Annotated in this window: 17 protein-coding genes and 1 pseudogene; 13 read left to right on the top strand and 5 right to left on the bottom strand. The window is 63.1% G+C overall.

What is annotated here, in order from left to right; translation table 11 throughout:
- Positions 1 to 2: 2 nt before the first annotated feature.
- Positions 3 to 1,115: a mandelate racemase/muconate lactonizing enzyme family protein gene (locus tag AC0L3L_RS02835; protein WP_473636473.1), complete on the bottom strand. Its 1,113-nt coding sequence runs from the start codon at positions 1,113 to 1,115 to the stop codon at positions 3 to 5.
- Between the two features lie 236 nt (positions 1,116 to 1,351).
- Between AC0L3L_RS02835 and AC0L3L_RS02830 the strand changes: the two genes are divergently transcribed.
- Positions 1,352 to 2,140, top strand: coding sequence for an IclR family transcriptional regulator (locus tag AC0L3L_RS02830; protein ID WP_473636472.1), 789 nt, complete (start codon positions 1,352 to 1,354; stop codon positions 2,138 to 2,140).
- 66 nt (positions 2,141 to 2,206) lie between these two features.
- Entirely contained in the window at positions 2,207 to 3,043 is an 837-nt protein-coding gene (locus AC0L3L_RS02825; RefSeq protein WP_473636471.1) for an amidohydrolase family protein, read from the top strand.
- Positions 3,044 to 3,212: 169 nt separating this feature from the next.
- Here the strand turns inward: AC0L3L_RS02825 and AC0L3L_RS02820 are convergent, their stop codons facing one another.
- The 3 genes and pseudogenes from AC0L3L_RS02820 to AC0L3L_RS02810 all read right to left on the bottom strand — a co-directional run.
- A complete protein-coding gene (locus tag AC0L3L_RS02820; protein ID WP_473636564.1) occupies positions 3,213 to 4,349 on the bottom strand; it encodes an extracellular solute-binding protein in 1,137 nt (378 codons plus the stop codon).
- A gap of 20 nt (positions 4,350 to 4,369) precedes the next feature.
- The gene (locus tag AC0L3L_RS02815; RefSeq protein ID WP_473636470.1) at positions 4,370 to 5,530 is read right to left on the bottom strand and encodes a CaiB/BaiF CoA transferase family protein; all 1,161 of its coding nucleotides are present in this window, start codon (positions 5,528 to 5,530) and stop codon (positions 4,370 to 4,372) included.
- A 3-nt stretch (positions 5,531 to 5,533) separates the two neighbouring features.
- A pseudogene (locus tag AC0L3L_RS02810) lies at positions 5,534 to 5,620 on the bottom strand (amine oxidase); the annotation flags it as partial.
- 169 nt (positions 5,621 to 5,789) lie between these two features.
- Here AC0L3L_RS02810 and AC0L3L_RS02805 point away from each other — a divergent pair.
- The 11 genes from AC0L3L_RS02805 (at position 5,790) to AC0L3L_RS02755 (ending at position 16,760) form a co-directional block, all read left to right on the top strand.
- Positions 5,790 to 6,887: a lactonase family protein gene (locus AC0L3L_RS02805; RefSeq protein ID WP_473636469.1), complete on the top strand. Its 1,098-nt coding sequence runs from the start codon at positions 5,790 to 5,792 to the stop codon at positions 6,885 to 6,887.
- 102 nt (positions 6,888 to 6,989) lie between these two features.
- Positions 6,990 to 8,507, top strand: coding sequence for a S10 family peptidase (locus tag AC0L3L_RS02800; RefSeq protein WP_473636468.1), 1,518 nt, complete (start codon positions 6,990 to 6,992; stop codon positions 8,505 to 8,507).
- Positions 8,508 to 8,607: 100 nt separating this feature from the next.
- Positions 8,608 to 9,189: a DUF1349 domain-containing protein gene (locus AC0L3L_RS02795; protein WP_473636467.1), complete on the top strand. Its 582-nt coding sequence runs from the start codon at positions 8,608 to 8,610 to the stop codon at positions 9,187 to 9,189.
- The gene (locus tag AC0L3L_RS02790) at positions 9,182 to 9,478 is read left to right on the top strand and encodes a TOBE domain-containing protein (RefSeq protein WP_244602647.1); all 297 of its coding nucleotides are present in this window, start codon (positions 9,182 to 9,184) and stop codon (positions 9,476 to 9,478) included. Before AC0L3L_RS02795 ends, AC0L3L_RS02790 begins: the two co-directional genes overlap by 8 nt.
- Before the next feature lie 58 nt (positions 9,479 to 9,536).
- Positions 9,537 to 12,218 carry an ATP-binding protein gene (locus AC0L3L_RS02785; protein ID WP_473636466.1) on the top strand — a complete coding sequence of 894 codons (2,682 nt, stop codon included), beginning with the start codon at positions 9,537 to 9,539 and terminating at the stop codon, positions 12,216 to 12,218.
- Positions 12,219 to 12,366: 148 nt separating this feature from the next.
- Complete coding sequence (locus AC0L3L_RS02780; protein WP_473486117.1) at positions 12,367 to 12,747, top strand: hypothetical protein; 381 nt, start codon at positions 12,367 to 12,369, stop codon at positions 12,745 to 12,747.
- Positions 12,748 to 13,229: 482 nt separating this feature from the next.
- A complete protein-coding gene (locus tag AC0L3L_RS02775; protein ID WP_473486116.1) occupies positions 13,230 to 13,484 on the top strand; it encodes a hypothetical protein in 255 nt (84 codons plus the stop codon).
- Between the two features lie 45 nt (positions 13,485 to 13,529).
- Positions 13,530 to 13,670: a GFA family protein gene (locus AC0L3L_RS02770; RefSeq protein WP_473486115.1), complete on the top strand. Its 141-nt coding sequence runs from the start codon at positions 13,530 to 13,532 to the stop codon at positions 13,668 to 13,670.
- Between the two features lie 158 nt (positions 13,671 to 13,828).
- Positions 13,829 to 14,539 carry an SDR family NAD(P)-dependent oxidoreductase gene (locus tag AC0L3L_RS02765; RefSeq protein ID WP_473636465.1) on the top strand — a complete coding sequence of 237 codons (711 nt, stop codon included), beginning with the start codon at positions 13,829 to 13,831 and terminating at the stop codon, positions 14,537 to 14,539.
- A 212-nt stretch (positions 14,540 to 14,751) separates the two neighbouring features.
- On the top strand, positions 14,752 to 15,771 hold the full coding sequence (locus AC0L3L_RS02760) for an isopenicillin N synthase family dioxygenase (protein WP_473636464.1): 1,020 nt from the start codon (positions 14,752 to 14,754) through the stop codon (positions 15,769 to 15,771).
- A gap of 353 nt (positions 15,772 to 16,124) precedes the next feature.
- A complete protein-coding gene (locus AC0L3L_RS02755) occupies positions 16,125 to 16,760 on the top strand; it encodes a LysE/ArgO family amino acid transporter (protein ID WP_473636463.1) in 636 nt (211 codons plus the stop codon).
- Between the two features lie 60 nt (positions 16,761 to 16,820).
- Here AC0L3L_RS02755 and AC0L3L_RS02750 read toward each other — a convergent pair whose 3' ends face one another.
- Positions 16,821 to 20,051, bottom strand: a complete 3,231-nt coding sequence (locus tag AC0L3L_RS02750; RefSeq protein WP_473636462.1) for a winged helix-turn-helix domain-containing protein — start codon at positions 20,049 to 20,051, stop codon at positions 16,821 to 16,823.
- Positions 20,052 to 20,054 lie beyond the last annotated feature (3 nt).

Below are 20,054 nucleotides of genomic sequence, written 5' to 3'. Positions count from 1 at the left end.
TCCTATTTTGTTATATAGGTTGTGAATTCCGCGATGCTCTTCGTCTTGACGGCATCCCAGTCCCAGTCGATGCCGATGCCGGGCTCGTCCGGCGCCAGCGCGTGCCCGTCTTCGATGCGCATCTTGTTGCCGGTCAGTTCGTCAAGCTGGGGAATATACTCGACATATCTGCCGTTCTGAATGGCGCAGGTCAGGCTGACATGCAATTCCATCAGGAAATGCGGGCAGACCGGGATGTCGAGTGCCTCGGCCGCATGCGCGACCTTCAGCCATGGCGTGATGCCGCCGATGCGGCCGACATCGACCTGCACGATCGAGCAGCCGCCTTTTTGCATGTATTCGCGGAAATGCCGGATCGAGTAGAGCGACTCGCCAATGGCGATCGGCGTCGACGTCGCATTCGACAGCCGCACATGGCCGTCTATGTCGTCGGCCGGCAGCGGTTCCTCGATCCAGGCGAGGTCGAGATCGCGCAGCCGCTCCGCCCGGCGGATCGCCTCGTCGACCGAAAAGCCCTGGTTACAGTCGGTCATGATCTCGTAGGATGAGCCGACCGCCTGGCGCACCGCGGTCAGCCGGGCGAGATCCTCGGAGACGTGCGGCTTGCCGATCTTGACCTTCGAGCCGCGAAAACCCTTGGCCTTGGCGGCCAGCGCGTCCTCGACCAGCGCCTCGGTCTCGATGTGCAGCCAGCCGCCTTCGGTCGTGTAGAGCGGACAGCGGTCCTTGGCGCCGCCGGCCAGCTTCCACAGCGGCAGGTTTTGCTTCTTCGCCCTGAGATCCCACAGCGCGGTATCGATGGCCGCGAGCGTGATTGCCGTGATCGCGCCGATCGTCGTGGCGTGGGTCGCGAATTCGAGCTCGTGCCAGATCGCCTCGATCATATCGGCGTCGCGGCCGATCAGCCGTGGCGCGAGGTGATCGGCCAGGAGCCGCATCACCGAGGAGCCGCCGGTGCCGATCGTGTAGCTGTAGCCGGTGCCGACCGCGCCGTCGGCGTCGGTGAGGGTGACGATCGGTGTCTCCTGGCTGACGAAACTCTGGATCGCATCGGTGCGCTTGACCTTCGGCACCAGGTCGACCATGCGCAGTTCGACTTTTTCGATCTTTGCCATGACGTTAACCTCGCAATGTCTTGCCGGTATCGGCAGAAAACAGATGGGCCTGCGACAGGTCCAGGCTCATTTTCACCCGGTTCGCCTGGCCTTAAGCGGTTCCCGTCGCTCCGACCTGATTTGCAGCGCTTAATTCATATACAAACAAAACATTTACGGCGTCGTCAAGTTTGAAAGCCCTTTCTGGATGCAGTCCATTGTGCGTATATGAAGGTCAAAATTCACTGGGGAGTGCTATGGTGGAGGACGAGGACGAGGACCGTTATCGCGCCCCGGCGCTCGACAAGGGGCTCGACATCCTCGAGCTTCTGGCCGGCGTCGACGGCGGCCTGACGCAGGCGGAAATCGCCAAAAAGCTCGACCGCAGCCCCAACGAGTTCTACCGTATGCTGGACCGGCTGGTGCGACGCGGCTACGTCACGCGGTCCGACGGTGATCGTTATTCGCTGACGCTCAAGCTGTTTGGCCTGGCGCAGTTGCACGCGCCGGTGCGGCGGCTGGTCTCCTATGCGACGCCGCTGATGCGTGAACTTGCCGAAACCTCGCAGCAGGCAAACCAGCTTGTCGTCTTCGACCGTGGCTCTGCCGTGGTGATCGCGCAGCAGGAGGCGCCGGACTATTGGGGCATTTCGATTCGCGTTGGCGCGCATGTCAGCCTTTTCGACACCGGCTCCGGCCATGTGCTGCTGGCGTTCCGCTCGCTGGAAGAGCGGCAGATGATGATCTCCGAACATCTGCGCAGCACCCACAAGCCGCCTCAATCGCCGGAATTCTTTGCCCGTCTCGAGCAAATCCGGCAACGCGGCTATGAAATGATGGCATCGATGCAGACCGCCGGTGTATTCAACCTATCGGCGCCTGTGCTTGGCTCCGACAGCAGGGCGATCGCCGCGCTGTCGATCCCCTACATAACTCTGATCAACGCACCCAAGGCGCCCGATGTCACCAGGACGATAGAATTGCTGCTGGCAGCAACCGAAAAGCTATCGCAACTGGCGGGAGCCGCGGCCAAACAGGCGAAATAGATTCTTGTCTGAGTGACCAATTTCTACGTGAGATGATTTGAAACGCCGAAGGAGGAGAGCGCCGTCATGATCTTCGATACCCATCTGCACCTGATCGATCAGTCGGCACTGCGCTATCCCTGGCTCTCCGGCGTGCCGGCGCTCAACCGCGATTTTTCCTACGACGAATATGCAATCCAGGCCCGGCGTGCCGGCATAGAGGGCGCGTTGCATATGGAAGTCGATGTCGATCCGGCCGATATCGAGGCCGAAACCAGCCATGTGAAAGCGCTGTCACATCAGAAGGACAGTTTGCTGCGCGGGGCGATCGCCTCCTGTCGTCCGGAAGAGCCGGGCTTTGCCGCCTATCTCGAGCGCCAGCGCGCCGATCCCTTCGTCAAGGGTTTTCGCCGTGTGCTCCACGTAATGCCGGACGAGCTTTCGGAAGGCGTGCTGTTTCGCGAAAACATCAAACGGCTTGCCGGCACGCAATTGACCTACGATCTCGTCGTCCTGCCGCACCAAATCCCCAAGGCGATTGCACTCGCCGATCTCGCGCCGGACGTGCAGTTCGTGCTCGACCATTGCGGCGTGCCCGACATCAAGGGCAGCAGTGAGCATCCCTGGCGCGAGCATATGGCGGAGATTGCGCGCCGCCCGAACGTCGTCGGCAAAATTTCCGGTGTGGTCGCCTATGCGGACACTGGATCGTGGACTATCGAAACGCTGCGTTCCTATGTGGAGCACACCATCGAATGCTTCGGCTGGGACCGCGTCGTGTGGGGCAGCGACTGGCCGGTCTGCACGCTTGGCGGCGGGCTTGCGACCTGGGTGGCGGCGACGCACGCGCTGCTTGCCGGTGCAAGCGTCGACGAACGGACAAAGCTGCTGTCCGCCAACGCGAAGCGGCTGTGGAGCTTGTAAGCCGCCTCAGATCGTCGTCGCACGTCCCGCTCGCGGCCGTGGAGCGAAACCAGTAGCACGATCACCGCGCTCGATTGCCGCCTGCGGTCGACAGCCGGAAGCCGAGGCCGATCAGCAGCGTGGGTTGCCGCGGATCAGACTGTTCATGTTCTCCTCCATTTAGTTGGTTTCAGGATCCTCCACCGGCAGCGCCGGGTGCCGGGAAACTCTCCACAAACAGGCGATTGAGATCGGCAACGACGCGGCCAGCATCGTGCTTCTCGGTCAGGCCGAGATTGATGCGATCGGACGCAGCCTGCTGGAATGCCATGTAGCCATCATGGCGTGGCCTGACCCAGGCACCCTCGACTGTGGCGCGGGTATTGATGTAGAAATTACCGGCGGCTGCGTTGACGGCTGCATCGTCCCAAGCTGCGGCATGGCCGGGCTGGCCGCCGGCCGACGCATAGGGGCCGCGCTGCACCTCGCCGCTGGCGATCCAGTAGGCGAAGTCGATTGCCGCCTGCTTCGCCTTCGAAAAGGCCGACACGGCAATGCCGGTTCCGCCGAGCGCCGAGCCGACCGGACCGGCATTGCCCGCAGCCGGAATGTCCGCGAAGGCAAGGTGGCTGCTCCGAAAGCCGGCGATGGCATAGGAGACATAGCCATAGATCAGCGGCGCGCAGGCGATCCGTGAGCCGGAGCTGGCCATTTGCTCCAGGACGTCGATCGGGTCCATGCTGAGGCAGGCCGGATCGACGAGAGCCGCGACCTCGCGCATCATCTCGAAACCGCGGCTGCCCGTGTCAGGATTTACGTGGGCGCCAGGCTCTTCGACGGCGGGCCGGCCGAGATTGCCGGCAAGCGTGTAGAACACCATCAGCGAATGCGGCGGCCTCATCGGCAACAGCACGCGGCCTTGCCGTGCCAGATCGAGCACATCGGCCCAGTTCGCCGGGGCGGCGGGAAGCATGTCCGGCCGCCACGCCTGCACCTGGCTCGCCGTGTCGATCGGAAACGCCCACTGCCGGCCCTGCCAGTTGTAGCTCGGATAGGACCGGCCGACGCTGCCCGCCGCCAGCGCCGCGCGCTCCGCTTCGCGGCCAACTACATCGAGCGGCGCCAAACAATTCTCGGCGGTGATCTGGCCGACATGCGGATGATCGATGACGATCAAATCATAGGCACGGGCCAGTTCCTCGACCGGGAAGGATTCGAAATCCTGCAGTGAGCGCTTGTCCCATTCGATGGTGACGCCGGTCCGTTGCTTCCACAGTCCCGAACAAGCGACCATCGGGTCGTAGCCGCGTGGATGGCTCCAGGTCATGCCTTTGAGCGTCACCTCGCTCACAGTCCGAATTCCTTGCGGATCATTGCGCTGTGCTCGCCGATCCGCGGCGCGGCCCGCTCGACTTTGGCGCGCACACCATCGACCCTGAGCGGCGAGCGCGTGGTGAGGATCGAGACGTCATCCTCGCGCGTCACAGTCTGCAGCATGTCGAGCACCTGGAAGCCCTCGCTGGCCATCATCTCCGGCCAGGTCAGCACCTTGGCGCACCAGATGTCGGCAGGCTCGAGGATGACAAGCCATTCGTCGACCGTCTTCGTCGCGGTTTTTTGCGCGATGATCGCCTTGATCTCGTCGCGGGCGGTGAACCAGGTCGACGGCTGATCGCGATAGGGCGCAAGCGCTTCGAGCTCCAAAAGATCGGCCAGCTTCGGGATCGGCGTCATCGCGATCGCGAGATAGCCGTCCTTGGCCGGATAGACGCCGTAAGGCGCCGACAGATAGGCATGGGCGCTGCGGAACCCCGATCGCCGCGGCAGGCGGCGGCCGTCATTGAGATGCGTGGTCAGCACCTCGAACTGGAAATCGACCAGCGCTTCGAGCAGGCTGGTCTCGACATGGCTGCCCGTACCGGTCACGCCGCGCCGCACCAGTGCGGCAAGGATACCTTGCGCGGCGGCGGAGCCCGCCAGCATGTCGGCAATCGCCAGGCCGAAAGGCACCGGCCCCTGGTCCTCGTCGCCGTTCAGCCACATCACGCCGGAGCGGGCTTGCGCCAGCAGATCCTGCCCAGGCCGCTTGACCCAGGGGCCTTCCTCGCCATAGCCGCTGATCGAGGCATAGACCAGGCGCGGATTGATCTTGCGCACCGCCTCGTAGTCGAGACCCAGGCGCTCGATGACGCCGGGCCGGAAATTCTGGATCAGCACGTCGGCCTTGGCCAGCAGGCCGCGCAGCGCCGCAAGGTCGGCCTCGTCCTTGAGGTCGATGGCAAAGCTTTCCTTGGCGCGGTTGATGGCGTGGAAGATTGTAGAGTCGCCGCCGATCTCGGTGTCGCTGAGATAAAGCCTGCGCGACAGGTCACCGCCATCCGGGCGTTCGATCTTGATGACGCGGGCGCCGAGATCGAGCAGTCTCAGCGAGCAGTAGGGCCCGGACAGGAACTGGCTCATGTCGACGACGACGAGCCCGGTCAGCGGCAATTCGGCAATGGCAGCCATCGCCTATTTCTCCGTCTTGCCGGCGAAATCGGCCGGATTGTGGTACTTCACCGTCTGCAGGTGCTCGCAGTAAAGCACGAGCTCTCCTTCGCGATCACCGGTGCCGACGAACCGTGGAACAGCGAATTGCATGATCTATCCTCCCGTCAGTCTTCTTTTGTGAATAAACTTTTCACATATGGGATTGCCTTGCAAGCGTGAACAGGCGAAATTTCGCGCGAATCCGCGGCGGCCAACGCCGCGGAACAAGGGAGGATTTATGCGGAATGCCTGTCTGGTCTTTGTCGGCAGTCTCAACCGCGAGGCGCCTTATTTTCAGGGCGCGCGCGGCGTCGGGCTCGGCGTCTACAGCTTCGACGAAGAGACGCTGGAGACGAGGAAACTGACTGAGACGGGTGACATCGACAATCCGACCTTTCTGTCGGTGACGCCGGACGGCTCCCACGTCTATGCCAATTCCGAGGTGCTCACCTGGCGCGAAGGCGTGGTCTCGGCCTACCGCTTCGACAGGCAAACCGCCGCGCTTTCCTACATCAACAAGCAGCCGACGCTTGGCAGCATCACCGCGCACAACACCATCACGCGCGACGGAACGAAGCTGCTGGTCGCCAATTACGGCATCGGCGAAGGCGGTCCCGATCGCTCGGTCGTCGTCTATGGGCTGCGCGAGGACGGTGGTCTGACCGCGCCGTTGTCGAGCGTTACCCATGCCGGAACAGGCCCCGATACAGCTCGTCAGGAACGCTCCCATGCTCACAGCGTCACCGAGACGATTGCCGGCGGCGTGGCGATCGTCGCCGATCTCGGCATCGATCGGCTTGTCTCGTACCGCATCGGGCGTGACGGCAGCCTGACCAGGCTGGCGGAGTCGGTGCTTGCGCCCGGCGCCGGCCCACGTCACGTGGCGCTGCACCCAGGCGGGCGCTTCGTATTCGTGATGAACGAACTGGATTCAACGGTGGCGTCGCTTGCGCTCGACGATACGACAGGAAGGCTCTCGGTCATCGACACGAAGCCGGCGGTCCCGGAGCAGGCGCGCGGCGGCAATCATTGCGCCGACATCCAGATCTCGCCCGATGGCCGCTTCCTCTACGGTTCCAACCGCGGCCATGACAGCGTTGCGGTGTTTTCTGTCGACCAGCAGACTGGCACGCTCGCGCTCGTCGACTATGCGCCGTGCGGGGGCGCCACGCCGCGCAATCTGGCACTGACGCCCTCGGGCGGCCATCTCTTCTCGGCCAACCAGAACGCCGACCGCATCTCGATTTTCGCGCGCGACGCGGCCACGGGGCGGCTGGCCGACACCGGGCGATCCATCGATGTCGGAACGCCGATGTGCGTGAAGATCGTGCGTTGAAAGTCACGCTGTTTCCTTCCAGCAGCGAGGGCGTGCACGGTCCTGTGATTTCGGCTGACCCATCAGCGTGGTAGCTTCCAGTCGTTCCGCTACGGAGTCGTCATGCGTACCAAGCTGCTAGAAATCACCCTTGCTATGCTGCTGCTGGTTGGCGGTCTTCCAGCCGGCCATGCGGAACTGGCCGAGCGGCCGTCGCCTTCGGGCGGCGTTCTGTCGCTGCTTCCGCCGCCCCAGGTCTCTGATCAGTCGATCGTCATCGCGGGACGTACGCTCAACTATCAGGCAAGGGCCGGCACGCTGTCGTTGCTAGCGGGCAAGGGCGACGTCACCGCGGAAATCTTTCATGTCGCCTATACGCTGCGTCCCGAGCCAAGCCGGGAACCTGATCCCCAGCGCCCGATCACGTTCGTATTCAACGGTGGTCCCGGAGCAGCTTCCGCCTATCTGCATCTCGGCGCGCTCGGTCCGCGCGTGATGGCGACGGCGGCTAATGGAAGTTTTCTCCCATCGCCGCAGAGGCTTTTGGACAACCCGAACACATGGCTCGGCATGACCGACCTGGTCTTTGTCGACCCGGTCGGAACGGGTTACAGCCGCGAAGCACCCGGAACCGAGGCGCGCAGCTTCTGGGGCGTCAACCAGGACGCCGCCGCGATGGGCGCCTTCATCCGGCTCTATCTGGCGCAGGCGGGCCGCATGGCGTCGCCAGTGTTTCTGGCCGGCGAAAGCTATGGTGGGTTTCGGGCGGCACTGCTTGCCAAGACGCTTCAGGATGATATCGGCATCAGTCCTCGCGGCATCGTGCTCATCTCGCCGGCGCTCGAATTCACACTCGTGCGGCCCGACGAGTTCCAGCCGCTCCACTGGGCGCTTGAGCTGCCGTCGCTGGCGGCGGTGCGCCTGCGCAGCGAAGGCGTCACCGGTTCCGAACTGCAGGAGCGGTTGGCCGATGTCGAACGCTATGCGCTTGGCGACTACCTCGTCGCGCTTGCCAGCGGGCTCGAACAAGGTGGGCGCCTGGCGAGCCCGCGCGTTGCCGAAATCACCGGCCTGCCGCTCGAACTCGTCAAACGAAACTTTGCGCGCATTCCCACCGCCCTCTTCGCCAAGGAGTTTGCGCGGGCAAGGGGCAATGTTCTCAGCGCCTATGACGGCACGATCGAAACCGCAGACATCGCTCCGGAAAGCCCAAGGCCTCGCGGCCCTGATCCGGTGCTCGACCGAAGTGTGCCGGCGCTCACATCCGCCTTTGTCAGCTATATCAGGGAGGAACTGAAATTCCGCACCGATCTAACCTACCGGCTTCTCAACCGTGAAGTCAGCGGCAATTGGGATTACGGGACGAGCCCGACGCGACAGGGCTATGTCGGCGTGATGGATGACCTTCAGCAGGCTCGCGTGCTAAATCCCGGCCTCGGCATTTTGATCGTCAACGGCTACACCGACCTGGTGACACCCTATCTGGTGTCACGCTACCTGGTCGGCCAGGTTCCTTCGCTTCCCGGCGCAAAGCCCATCCGCGTCGACCTGCTGGAAGGCGGCCACATGATGTATTTCAGGCCAGACAGCCGGCGCGCGCTGAGAGAGGCCGCGTCCGAGCTTTACCAAGCGCCGAAATGAAACGGTTGAAGCCGGGTACAAATGATCTGGATGAGATCGTAGCCGCCTCTTCGCATGAGCGACGGACAAGGCAAGGCGAACTGGAGAGACGAGCAAGTCGATGACATCTCAGAATGCAGAACTGACCTGGCTCAACCCGCCACCGCATCATGCTTTCGGCGACAGCTCCGTGCATGTGCGGACCGGCAAGGAGACCGATTTCTGGCGCGAGACGTTTTATGGCTTCTGGCGCGACAATGGCCACTTCCTCTACCGGCAGGTCGAGGGCGACTTCAGCGCCGAGGTCACCGTCAAGGGGGACTACAAGGTGCTCTATGATCAGGCCGGTTTGATGGTCCGGCTGAGCGAGACGCACTGGGTCAAGGCCGGCATCGAGTTCACCGACGGGCTGGCATATTTTTCCGTCGTCGTCACCAATGATGCTTCCGACTGGTCGTTGGTCAGCATCCCGGCTGGTCCGGACGGCGTCAGGATCCGGCTGACCCGCCATGCCGGGACCATCCGTGTTCAGTATCTTGATGCCTCCGACCATCACTGGAAGCCGGTGCGGCTCGCCTACTTCCCGCCCTCGAAGACAGTCGATATCGGCATGATGTGCTGTTCGCCGCAACGTGAAGGTTTCGAAGTCACATTCAGTGATTTTTCGGTCGGCCCGGCGATCTCGAGGGAACTCCATGTCTGATGCGTCGTGGCACCGGATCGGGGCGCCGCTTTCACAGCAGCATCGTTCCGACAGGCGAATAGGCGGCAAGGTGATCGTCTCAATCCGACCGGAATCCTTCCGCTTCAACCGGGACAACGACACCACGCAATCGGCGGTGGGACGGGTCGAGGATGTCATCTTCATCGGCAGCAGGTCTTTCTACACTATCTGCCTAGCCGACGGCGTTCGCGCCGTCGGCAGCCATCCACGATGCGATCGAAGACGAAATAGACGAAAGCCGTCATTCCAATCAATCCGCGTGAAATGACGTTGTTGCACTCGAGGCTTACTGCTGTACCTTCAAGGTTAAGGAGGCGTGAGCTTTTATGCTGCTTGAGCGAGAGGGGCCGCTTGGAACTTTGTTGGCTAGCGCCGAGAGAGCTGCGGCCGGACACGGCGGGACCGTGCTGGTGGACGGCGAAGCGGGCGTCGGGAAGACTTCCCTCCTGCGCGAATTCGCGGAAAACGCGGACAGGAATTACCGGATGCTGTGGGGCTGGTGCGAGGCGCTCTTCACACCGCGCCCGCTCGGTCCTCTTCAGGACATGGCGCACCTGCTAGACCCCCGCGTGGCGGAGCTGCTCGAGGAGACCGCGGCGCCGGAGCGGCTTTTTCCGGCGTTGTTGAATGCGCTTCAGCACACCAAGAGCACGACCGTGCTCGTCTTCGAGGACATGCAATGGGCCGACAATGCGACACTTGACCTGGTAAGATACCTCGGTCGCCGCGTCTCCCTGCTTCGCACGATGCTGGTGCTCAGCATGCGCAGAGACGAGATAAGTGCCGATCATCCTCTGACCCACGTGCTCGGCGACCTTCCGTCCGCCTCGGTGAGCCGCGTGACCCTGGAACCGCTGTCTTCCCAGGCGGTGACGGTGCTGGCCGAGCGGGCCGGCCGCTCCGCCGACGGGCTTTATCGCATTACCGAGGGCAATCCCTTCTTCGTCACCGAACTCCTGTCTAGCAGTGAGATCGAATCGGGGCGCGTGCCCGATTCCATACGCGATGCGGTCTGGTCGCGCTTGTCGCGCCTGACCCCAGGAGAGCGCGAGGTGCTGGAGGTCATGAGCATCATGCCGGGCAGCGTTGAGCCGTGGCTGATCCGGGCACTTCTCGGGGACGAGACCGAAGTTCTCGTGGATCAGTGCGTGGGACGGGGATTGCTGCGGCGGGATGTTCAAGGCGCGCTGACGTTTCGCCACGAGCTTGCCAGGGAAGCGACGCTCGACCGCCTCGCTCCGTCTCTCCAACGGTCGCTGCATGCGAAAGTCGAAGCGGCACTCTCCGAACTTCCGGCGGCGCAGGCAAGCGCTCTACTGTCGCGACGGGTACACCATGCCGGCGGCGCCGACAACGGCGAACGCGTCCTGGAGCTCGCGCCGCAGGCCGCCGAGCAGGCCGCGCGTCTGGGCGCGCATGGAGAGGCGGCTTCACATCTGGCGACCGCACTCCGATACGTTTCAGAGGCTCCGTCGCCGCTGGCTGCCCAGCTTTGTGAAGACTGGGCCTACGAGGCGGGCCTGTCACTGTTCGTCTACGATGAAATCATCGAGGCGCGGCATCGCGCCATTGCGATCTGGCGGGAGCTTGGGCGCATCGACAAGGTCGGGGCCAATCTGCGCTGGCTGTCGCGTCTCCACTGGCGCCGCGGAGAGGGTCAGGAGGCGGAAGACTACGCGGATCAGGCAGTGCGTGAAGTGGAGAACCTGCCGCCTGGGCCGGAACTGGCGATGGCCTACAGCACGCGCTCGCAGCTACACATGCTGCATTATCGCTTCAACGAGGCGATCGAATGGGGCGAGCGCGCGATCAGCCTGGCGGACCGGTTGGGTGAGGTCGAGACACGCGTCCACGCCCTGAACAATGTCGGCACAGCGCTGATGTTCGCCGACCGCCCGGGCGGGCGTGAGCGGTTGGAGGAAAGCCTTACCCTGGCGCTCGATCACGGGTTTCACGACCATGCGTCGCGAGCCTATACGAACTTCGCCGAATGCGCGGTAGTGGCCAAGGACTTCGCCTTGGCCGAACGGCTGCTCGCGGAAGGGATTGCGTATTGCGCCAGGCACGACCTCGATTCGGCTGCGCAATACCTGCTCGGCCGGCAGGCACAGCTTCGTACCGAGCAGGGCCGCTTTCGCGAGGCCGAGACGATTGCCCAAGGCGTCATGAATCTGGAACGCCTGCCGATGGTGATGCACCTGCCGGCTCTGACAGAACTCGGCAGGGCGCGGATCCGGCTGGGTGAACCCAGTGGCGCGGCCCTGCTGGAGCAGGCGCTCCAGGAGGGTCTGACGACCGGCGAGGCTCAACGCGTCATACCGGTTCGCTTGGCGCTGGCCGAGGCCGCCTGGCTTGCCGAGGAGCCCGGCGCCGGTCACGAGCAGCTGACGGCCCTCACCGAAATGGACCTCGACAATTTCCGTCCCTGGGACGTCGGTGAACTGGCAGTCTGGTGGCAGCGCTGCGGAATGGCGGGATCGCTGCCGGTGCCGGCCGGCCGCATTATTCCTTTGCCGCAAGCATTGGAACTCCGCGGCGACCCGACGGCGGCCTCGGCAGAATGGTCCCGCCTGGGTCTTCCCTATGAGTCAGCGCTCGCCCTCATACAGGTCCGCGGAACCGATGCCGGCGCGGCGCTGGCTCGCGCCGTGGCTACATTCGAGGGCGTCGAAGCGCGCCCCGCGGCAGCGCTGGCGCGAAAGCTGGCGCAGCGCATCGGAGCTGCCAATCAGCTGCCGAAGCAGCGCCGGGGGCCGTACACCGTGGCTAGGCAGCATCCACTGGGCCTGACGAGGCAAGAACAACAGGTACTCACAATGATCGCTCAAGGTTTGGGCAACAAGGAGGCGGCACGGCGTCTGTCGCGCTCGCCGCGGACAATCGAGCACCAGGTCTCCGCCGTGCTCGGCAAATTCAACGCAGCAAACCGGATGGAAATTCTGCTCCGCCTTCGCGGCGAGCCCTGGCTTTTGCCGTCGGCAGTTGCGCTGCAAGTCCGTGAAAACTAGGCAAGCCCGTGAAAAACTAGGAGATCAGCTGCCGGGAAACTAGGTGACCGTACCGATGTGCGCGAATGCCCCCGCGCATAGGTTGCGCTTGTGAGTTTGGAACAGACTGCGAAGCAGTCCATGAGCTCGCCAATCGGAGAGAATAGCAATGATCAGATATTCTACCGCATTTGCGACGGTCTTGCTCGCCACCACGATCGTGGCCGCGGCTTCGGAACTTGCGCCGGGGAACGGCCACAGCATCCATTTCGGCCACGTCAAAGGCGTCGTCTACTACACGGTCGAGCAGGACGGCTACCGGGTCATTGCGACCCTGGCTTCAGGGGCCGATGCGCAGCCGATGCGGTTCGTCTCCACGCTCGGACCGGGGCAAAACATGGTGATCTCCTTGCCTCAAGCCGTCGGCCAGCCATCTCTCGATTTCGAGATTATGCGAGACGGCGCCACGGTTCTCGTGAGCGAGCCCGCTGCCACTCCGATGGCCGATCCGATGGAACAAGCATCGATCCAGGATGCTCTCGACCGGTGAGCCGGTAATGGGCGGCCGCTCGGTGCGACTGCGGTCTCTTATTGGACCTGGAGCCTTTTCGCCGCATCGCATCTTTCCATTGTCGCCTACACCCTCGTAGCGGTGCGGGACTAGCAGATGGTGACGGCGCTCGCGATCAACGCTGTTTGCTGCATTTCCATCATCCTGCTCGGTTTCGTAAGCGCCGTGGGCATCGGAGCCACCGCGGACTGCATGGCGATACCGCTGCATACAAAAACGCGTCGTTCCCGACGGGCGCCTATCGCCTGGAACCGCACGAAAAGTAGGTAATTCCCGCAAAAGCAAGAACACGCCCGCGAAAACTGGGAAACCGGCCGCCCAAAAATGGGTGATGGCACCGATTTGCGTACCCGCCGGCACGCATAGAGTTGGGCTCGCAGCGTGGAAGACTTTCCCAAGATCATTCACGCCTTCCTGATCCGAAGGAAGAGGGCAGTGGGGTGAGGCACAGGAAGCCGCCGATGGCGTCGAAATCGCGCGCCGTCGGCGGGTGCGCGCACCGATCCTTCAAGTCGGTAGCGCCGCCCCTCTGCGATCCACGCAAGATCAGGAGGGTGCCGTTCGAATTCGCCCTAATCCCGCAGCAGATCGGACATCAGTTTGAAGAAGCGGTCCGCATCGACCTCGTGCGCGATGCGGGCATTGTCCTTTTCGCTACGCAGGGGCCATTCACCACACCAGCGGCTGTGCTGGCGCCGAAACCCTCGATGTCATAACGATCCAACCGCACTACTCGATTGCGGCGGATCACGGAGGACCGGATGGCGACGGGACGTTGTCTCTGCGGCGGCGTGCGCTACGAGATTGCAGGCGAGCTTGCTCAGCCGATCGCCTGGCATTGCTCAATGTGCGCGCACCAGCGGCAACTTTGCCGTAATGGCGGGCTGCAAGTCGACCCTTGATCGGCCGACCGGCCCTCGTCTCGGCGGACATATTTTATGTCGGCTCGAAATCCGTTTTTTACGATCTGGCGACGGTCTACCTCGGAAACACGAGTGGTAGGACCTGAATCGCCGCACTAGAATCCGTACCATACCAGAATCCGTAAAGGAGAAGCTCCATGACATCGGACGTGGCAATTATCGCTGGAGCAGGGCCGGGGCTGAGCGCCTCGCTTGCACGTCTTCTCGCCAAGGAGGGCTTCCGCGTGGTCCTGGCTGCCCGCGACGTCGGCAAGCTGAGCGCGCTGGTCGACAAGACCGGAGCGTTGGCGGTCGAGACGGACGTTGCCGATGTCGCGTCGGTCGAAAACCTGTTTGACGTCGCCGACAAGGCCGGTCCTCTGTCGCTTGTGGTTTTCAACGCCAGCGGCCGCGCCCGCGGTCCGATCGCCGACCTCGAACCCGAAGCGGTCAGACAGGCATTGCTGGTCGGCGCCTATGGCGGGTTCCTGGTCGGCCAGCAGGCCGCGCGCCGGTTGCTTTCCCGCGGCTCCGGCTCGATCCTGTTCACCGGCGCCACCGCCAGCGTCAAAGGGTTTCCGGGTTCGGCCGGCTTTGCCATGCCAAAGTTCGGCCTGCGCGGACTGGCCCAATCCATGGCCCGCGAACTTGCGCCGAAAAACATCCATGTCGCGCATTTCATCATCGACGGTGTGATCGCGCCGAACGAGCCCGGACAGAATAGGCCCGAACAGGCCAGCGAACCCGACCGGCAGGATCGCCGGCTATCTCCGGACGCGATCGCCGTAACCTATCTCGCAATCCACCGGCAGCATCGCAGCGCCTGGACTTGGGAGCTCGAACTCAGGCCGTGGGTCGAAAATTTCTGAGTCTCGGCCGGACTGCAATTCGTGCATGTGTTTGCCATGACGCCTTCGTGCCGTGGAACATCCGTGCGGACGTTATTTGCCTGCCGGCCGCCAAACGCAGCGCTGACTTTCTTCCATTGGCATTGAGATTGGATCGAGCGTTGCTTTGATCGCAACGACCTGCGTGTCACCGTAGAGGCCTGATCCAAGCCTGAGGCAGGAGGAGGTTGACCATGGCCAGGATTGTACCCGTGCTCGATCTCAGCCGTCTCGAACAGGGCGCGTCGGAGCGTCGGACCTTTCTGTTCGACCTGCGCACGGCGGCCCGCGATGTCGGCTTCTTCTATCTCAGCGGCCACGGAATTTCGGCTGTGGAGGTCGACGAGGTGCTCGACGCCTCGCGCCGGTTCTTTGCCTTGCCGGAAGCCGACAAGCTGGCCATCGAAATGGTCAAGTCCCCGCAATTCCGCGGCTACACGCGCACCGGTGGTGAACTGACCAAGGGCAAGGCCGATTGGCGCGAACAGCTCGACATCGGCGTCGAGCGTCGACCCATACCACAGGGGCCGGGCATTCCTGCCTGGACGCGGCTGCAAGGGCCGAACCAGTGGCCTTCGGTCCTGCCGGAACTCAAGCCGGCATTGCTGGCATGGCAGACCAGGGCGACGGCGGTGGCGATCCGCCTGCTGAAGGCTTTCGCGCTGTCGCTCGACCAGGCCGAGGACGCTTTCGATCCGATCTATAGCGGTGAGCCCAACCACCGCATGAAGATCGTGCGTTATCCCGGACGCGGTGCAACCGGCGGCGACCAGGGCGTCGGCGCACACAAGGACGGCGGTTTCCTGACGCTCCTGCTTCAGGACGACAATAAGGGGCTGCAGGTCGAATATGACGGAAGCTGGGTGAATGTGGATCCCATCCCCGGAACGCTGGTGGTCAACATCGGCGAGCTCCTCGAACTGGCATCGAATGGTTATCTCAGGGCGACGGTCCACCGTGTCGTCACGCCGCCGGCCGGTGTCGAGCGGATTTCCGTTCCGTTCTTCTTCAGCGCCCGGCTCGATGCGACGATCCCGTTGCTCACCCTGCCTGAAGAACTGGCTGCCGAGGCTCGCGGACCGGCGAGCGATCCGGACAATCCGCTGTTTCGCGATGTCGGAACCAACGTGCTGAAAAGTCGCTTGCGCTCGCATCCTGACGTGGCGCGCCGGCACTATGCCGATCTCCTTGAGACGAGGGCGTCACCTGTCTGAAGACGCCTGAGCAAATAGAACGGGAATTTTCGTTATCCCGCCGGCTTTTGGAATTTTGTTCGTCGCCAACACGCCCAAACAAGCTCAAACAGGTAAGACCGTTCGACGGTTTCCTCCCATTCCGCTGAACGGCGTTCCCCTCTGAAGGTTGTAACCTTCTTTTGGCCGGGCCGTATTCGAGCCCGGCCATTTTTTTCGTGCGATTTCGGCAAATCAGCTGTGGTCGTCGAACCATGAACTGAGACTGCCGGCTTTGCCGTAAGCGATCCATATGCGCCTGCCTTCCACACTGCGTCGCGTGGGAGGCGGCAGATGCAGAAGGGTGCGGGACCGAAAAAGCCAGGTGGCGACACATGACAGCCGACGCCCTGTTGTCGCCGGCGGCGGTGTCCGGCTTCGTGTTCGGCCTCGGGCTTATCTTTTCCCTCGGCCCCCAGAACCTCATGCTGATCCAGGCGGGACTGACGCGCAGCCACCCCTTTGCGGTCGCTTCCACCGGTTACGTCTCGGAAATCGCTTTGGTGACCATGGGAATCGGCGGGCTTGGAACGCTGCTGACGCACCATCCCGCAATCTCCGGTGTCCTGCAGGCGGTGTGCGCCGTATTCCTCGCCTGGTGGCGCGCGCGCACCTTGCTCAACGTCAGCCGGAAACGCAGGACGGCAGCTGCCATGACAGGCGGCAAGTCCCGATCTCGGGCGATCGGTTCGATGCTTGCCGTCACCTGGCTCAATCCTCTGGTTTGGCTTGAGGCGATGTTTCTCGTCGGCGTTCTCTCGTTCAGCTACGGCAGCGAGGAACAGGCGGGGTTCGCAGCCGGGTTCCTCACTGCTTCCGCGATCAAGTTCTATGGCTGGAGCCTGGCCGGTGTGAGCCTGTCGCGCCACTTCGACCGCCCGATCTACCGCAGGCGGATGGACGCGATCGCCGGTCTCGTTCTGATCCTGGCAGCCATTCTCCTGGCCGCAAACATCCTGAACGGAACTTGAGTGATGACCGCCAGACCGTCGATAGCCCAGGATTTCGTGAGGCAGCGCGGCATATCGACTTCAGCGCGTGTACCGCACAATATAGGGTTCGACCAGGGCGCGTATTTCCGCAGCGGGCACCGCTTCTCCGGCAGCACGCAGCGCCCGTTCGTAGCGTGCATAATCGTCGACCGCACTTTCGAAATCATGGCGCGACAGCCGCTCCTTGATCAGCGCCTTGCAGACGGATCCGGCATCCGGATAGAGGTCCAACGTCCTCAGATAAATCGAGCGCGCTTCATGGGCGTTGGTCGCCTCCAGCCGCTGGCCGATCCGCAATGCGAGATCGATCAGATCGCGACGCACTTTTTCAGCGACGGCGAGCGACCAGAAGCTGGCTCGCTCGTGCAGAAACAGCGGACCGGGGAATGCGAGGAAGAGCGCCTCCGCTTCCGGGCGCAGTCCCGCCGCTCCGCCATTGACGGTCGTGACGGACTTGAGCTGTGCATCCCAGTCTGCGAGGTCGATCCAGACCTTGTCAGATGCGAGGCGAAGCTTGCCTTCGCGCTGGACGATCAGGTCGGTCCGCCCGAGCAGCTTGCGCAGCCGATGCAGCGCCTGCTCGCATGCCGCCCGCGCCTGATCGCCGTCGAGGTCGGGCCACAGCCAGTCCTGAAGGGTCTCCAGCGAGGAGGTGTTGTCTTTCGAGATCGCCAGCACCCGCAGTATGTCGAGAGCCTTCGTCGGTGGCTTGGCGCCGAGATTAAGAGGGTTTCCATCGAGTTCGAGCCGAAAGCCTCCGAGAACGTGGACCTTGAGCGGCCATGGCCAGGCCGCGGGCCGCCGTTGCGGCGCGTCCAGCCGGCGTTCCGCGATCAACGACCGGCAAAGCTTGGGCTCGATGCCGCGCTCAAGCGCATCACCAAGCAGTTCGGCGAGCAACTCCGGGACGTTGACGAGCACCATTGGCCAGCTGACGTCGCGGAGCGCCTCCATGAAGAGCTTCAGCCGGTCGCCATAGTGTGGATCCCGGTTCCACAGGCTCTCCAGCGCGGCGGCTGCCAGAATGCATATATCCGTACGCTTGCGTGCGCCGCCCTCCAGCCTCGGCAGCAGGTCGTTGAGTAGCGCGGCGGCTTCGCGTGACTTCCTGTCGGCGAGGAGCACCTGGAACTTCGTGATGTAGTGTGGCCAGCGCTCGACCATGGGCTCGTTGGCGGCTTCGATCGCCGCCATGAAGCGCTCGCAATCCTGGTAGGCGGCCACGAAATCGCCTTGCCTGGCATGAAGCGCGGCATTGCAATCGGCGACTACGGCCACCTGCGTGGTGAAGCGGCTGTCGGCGATCTCTGCCAAGCGAGCCACCACCTGGTGGAATTCGGCAAAATCGTTGCGGAACTTCATTTGCATCTGAAGGTGATAGAGGCCACCGAACTCCACGCCCTTGAGCGACTCGCGCTCACCGATGGCGATCGCCTCCCGCAACGCCGCTTCGGCCGAAGGATAGGGAAAGCCCTTTCTCCTGTAAGGGAAATAACGGCCGCTCTTGGCGCCGAAGGCGACCAGCCACATGCCGAGAACCCAAGGCAGCACATCTTTGTCGCCCAAATCCTCGACAACGCTGTCGACGGCCTTCGTGAACAGATCTGCCCGCATGGTCGATACCGAATGCTCGATCAGCGTTTCGCTCGCGAGCAGACGCAATCCGCTTGGATCGCGCTCGGGATTCCTGGTCAGCCGCTCCAGCAGTTCCGTTTCCAGCGCTTGCCCGGCCGGACTGTTGCCATAGTAGTCGTCCGCGAAATTCAGCGCCCGCATCATGCCAATGCGCACCAGCATCGCTTCCTCGGGAGGCAGTTCCGGGAGGCCGCGTTCGATCAGCTCGAACGCCCGGCGGGTCCACATGGAAAGACCTTCATAGGTCCGCCAACTGGCCGTCTTGACCAAGACGGCGCGCGACACGGTGAGACACAGACCGCGCAGATCATCGGCCTCGCCAAAGGCTTGCCATGCTCTCGACAGCCAGCGCTCCGCCGCAGCGTCGTCCGGCATGTGGGCCACGCCCAGCCAATAGAAATGCCAGCCGTTCATGAACGTTTCCGGCAACCGGCCGCACCATTCGATGAAGGTCGCCCGACCTCCTTGCGCCAGCACGGCCTCCGCGCGGCTCAGTATCAGCTCGCTCGCTTGGTCCCAGTCCTCGGCCTGCAAGGCGAGGTGTATGGCTTCGTCAGGTCGACCGGCCGCCGCAAGAACCTTCGCCGCCTTTCGCCTAAGCGATCGCTGCTCTTCCATGACCACGTGCTGTGCGAAGCGCCGGTCAAGAAAGTCCCGCAAGAGGTCGTGCAGGTAAAAGGTGTCGCGGCTGTTTTCCAGGCGCGTGACCAGCAACTGCCGCTTGTAGAGCCTGTCGAGCAGCTTGCCCGCTTCGTCCGACCCTATCATCACGTCCGCCAGCTCGGTGCTGATTTCGGGCAGCAGGTTCAGCTTCAGGAGCATTTCCTGGTCGGCGGCAGGGAGGGAAAGGAAGAAATGGCGGCCGAGAACATCCGACAGTGCATTCGGTCCGCCGAAAACCGTGTCGTCAGGTCCGACCGCCGAGCCGTGGTCCGCGAGAAGAACCAGTCCAATCGCCCAGCCGCGCGCTGCCGCGACATCGAATGACACGGCGGCGTTCCTCGAACGCATTTGCACGAGATCGCGTGCTTCCTCGGCCGAGAATTCGAGCGCCGATCGGTCGACGATGGCCATCTGGCCCTTGAGAACGAGGTCGCCCAATTCCTCCTGGGGCAGTGTTCTCGAGGCGCAGATGCATCGGACCGTGTCGGGAAGCTCGCGGAACATCACAGAGAGCATCGCCCGGAATTCGGGCGTGTCGGCATCATGCAAATCGTCGAGGACCAGAATGGTGCCGGGTTTCAGCCGCGCGAAATAAGCTCTGAAGAAGCGCCTGGCGAACTCCTTCGGCTGCTCGGCATATTCCACGCCGAACACCGGCATGTCCGCGGCCGAGGCGAGTGACTGCGCCAGATATTGAAAGAAGTGCGCAATATCCTGGTCGCCCTCGTCGGTGCGGAACCACACATGCGGTGCTTCGACGCTTTCGAGATAGTCGATGATCGCCGTCGTCTTGCCGTAGCCGGCCGGCGCGGCCACCCAGCATACGCTCGATCGCGATTTCAGACCGATCGCTTCGAGAACGCGGATCCGCCTCAATATCCTGGCGCTGCGCGGCGCCGCCAGCTTGGCGAGCCGGCCTGTGCCCGAGTGCGGGCGCTTCGCATCGGCTTCAACGGCGTCTAGGGGGGTCATGGG

It is taken from the genome of Mesorhizobium sp. WSM4849, assembly GCF_055811385.1.
Note: the sequence above shows the minus strand (reverse complement) of the source record. Positions and strands in the feature narration are given on the sequence as shown.

What these genes read in the sequence shown, in the direction of transcription:
- AC0L3L_RS02835 (WP_473636473.1), bottom strand. Translation starts at nt 1,115, where the DNA reads ATGGCAAAGATCGAAAAAGTCGAACTGCGCATGGTCGACCTGGTGCCG.
- AC0L3L_RS02830 (WP_473636472.1), top strand. Translation starts at nt 1,352, where the DNA reads ATGGTGGAGGACGAGGACGAGGACCGTTATCGCGCCCCGGCGCTCGAC.
- AC0L3L_RS02825 (WP_473636471.1), top strand. Translation starts at nt 2,207, where the DNA reads ATGATCTTCGATACCCATCTGCACCTGATCGATCAGTCGGCACTGCGC.
- AC0L3L_RS02820 (WP_473636564.1), bottom strand. Translation starts at nt 4,349, where the DNA reads ATGACCTGGAGCCATCCACGCGGCTACGACCCGATGGTCGCTTGTTCG.
- AC0L3L_RS02815 (WP_473636470.1), bottom strand. Translation starts at nt 5,530, where the DNA reads ATGGCTGCCATTGCCGAATTGCCGCTGACCGGGCTCGTCGTCGTCGAC.
- AC0L3L_RS02805 (WP_473636469.1), top strand. Translation starts at nt 5,790, where the DNA reads ATGCGGAATGCCTGTCTGGTCTTTGTCGGCAGTCTCAACCGCGAGGCG.
- AC0L3L_RS02800 (WP_473636468.1), top strand. Translation starts at nt 6,990, where the DNA reads ATGCGTACCAAGCTGCTAGAAATCACCCTTGCTATGCTGCTGCTGGTT.
- AC0L3L_RS02795 (WP_473636467.1), top strand. Translation starts at nt 8,608, where the DNA reads ATGACATCTCAGAATGCAGAACTGACCTGGCTCAACCCGCCACCGCAT.
- AC0L3L_RS02790 (WP_244602647.1), top strand. Translation starts at nt 9,182, where the DNA reads ATGTCTGATGCGTCGTGGCACCGGATCGGGGCGCCGCTTTCACAGCAG.
- AC0L3L_RS02785 (WP_473636466.1), top strand. Translation starts at nt 9,537, where the DNA reads ATGCTGCTTGAGCGAGAGGGGCCGCTTGGAACTTTGTTGGCTAGCGCC.
- AC0L3L_RS02780 (WP_473486117.1), top strand. Translation starts at nt 12,367, where the DNA reads ATGATCAGATATTCTACCGCATTTGCGACGGTCTTGCTCGCCACCACG.
- AC0L3L_RS02775 (WP_473486116.1), top strand. Translation starts at nt 13,230, where the DNA reads ATGGCGTCGAAATCGCGCGCCGTCGGCGGGTGCGCGCACCGATCCTTC.
- AC0L3L_RS02770 (WP_473486115.1), top strand. Translation starts at nt 13,530, where the DNA reads ATGGCGACGGGACGTTGTCTCTGCGGCGGCGTGCGCTACGAGATTGCA.
- AC0L3L_RS02765 (WP_473636465.1), top strand. Translation starts at nt 13,829, where the DNA reads ATGACATCGGACGTGGCAATTATCGCTGGAGCAGGGCCGGGGCTGAGC.
- AC0L3L_RS02760 (WP_473636464.1), top strand. Translation starts at nt 14,752, where the DNA reads ATGGCCAGGATTGTACCCGTGCTCGATCTCAGCCGTCTCGAACAGGGC.
- AC0L3L_RS02755 (WP_473636463.1), top strand. Translation starts at nt 16,125, where the DNA reads ATGACAGCCGACGCCCTGTTGTCGCCGGCGGCGGTGTCCGGCTTCGTG.
- AC0L3L_RS02750 (WP_473636462.1), bottom strand. Translation starts at nt 20,051, where the DNA reads ATGACCCCCCTAGACGCCGTTGAAGCCGATGCGAAGCGCCCGCACTCG.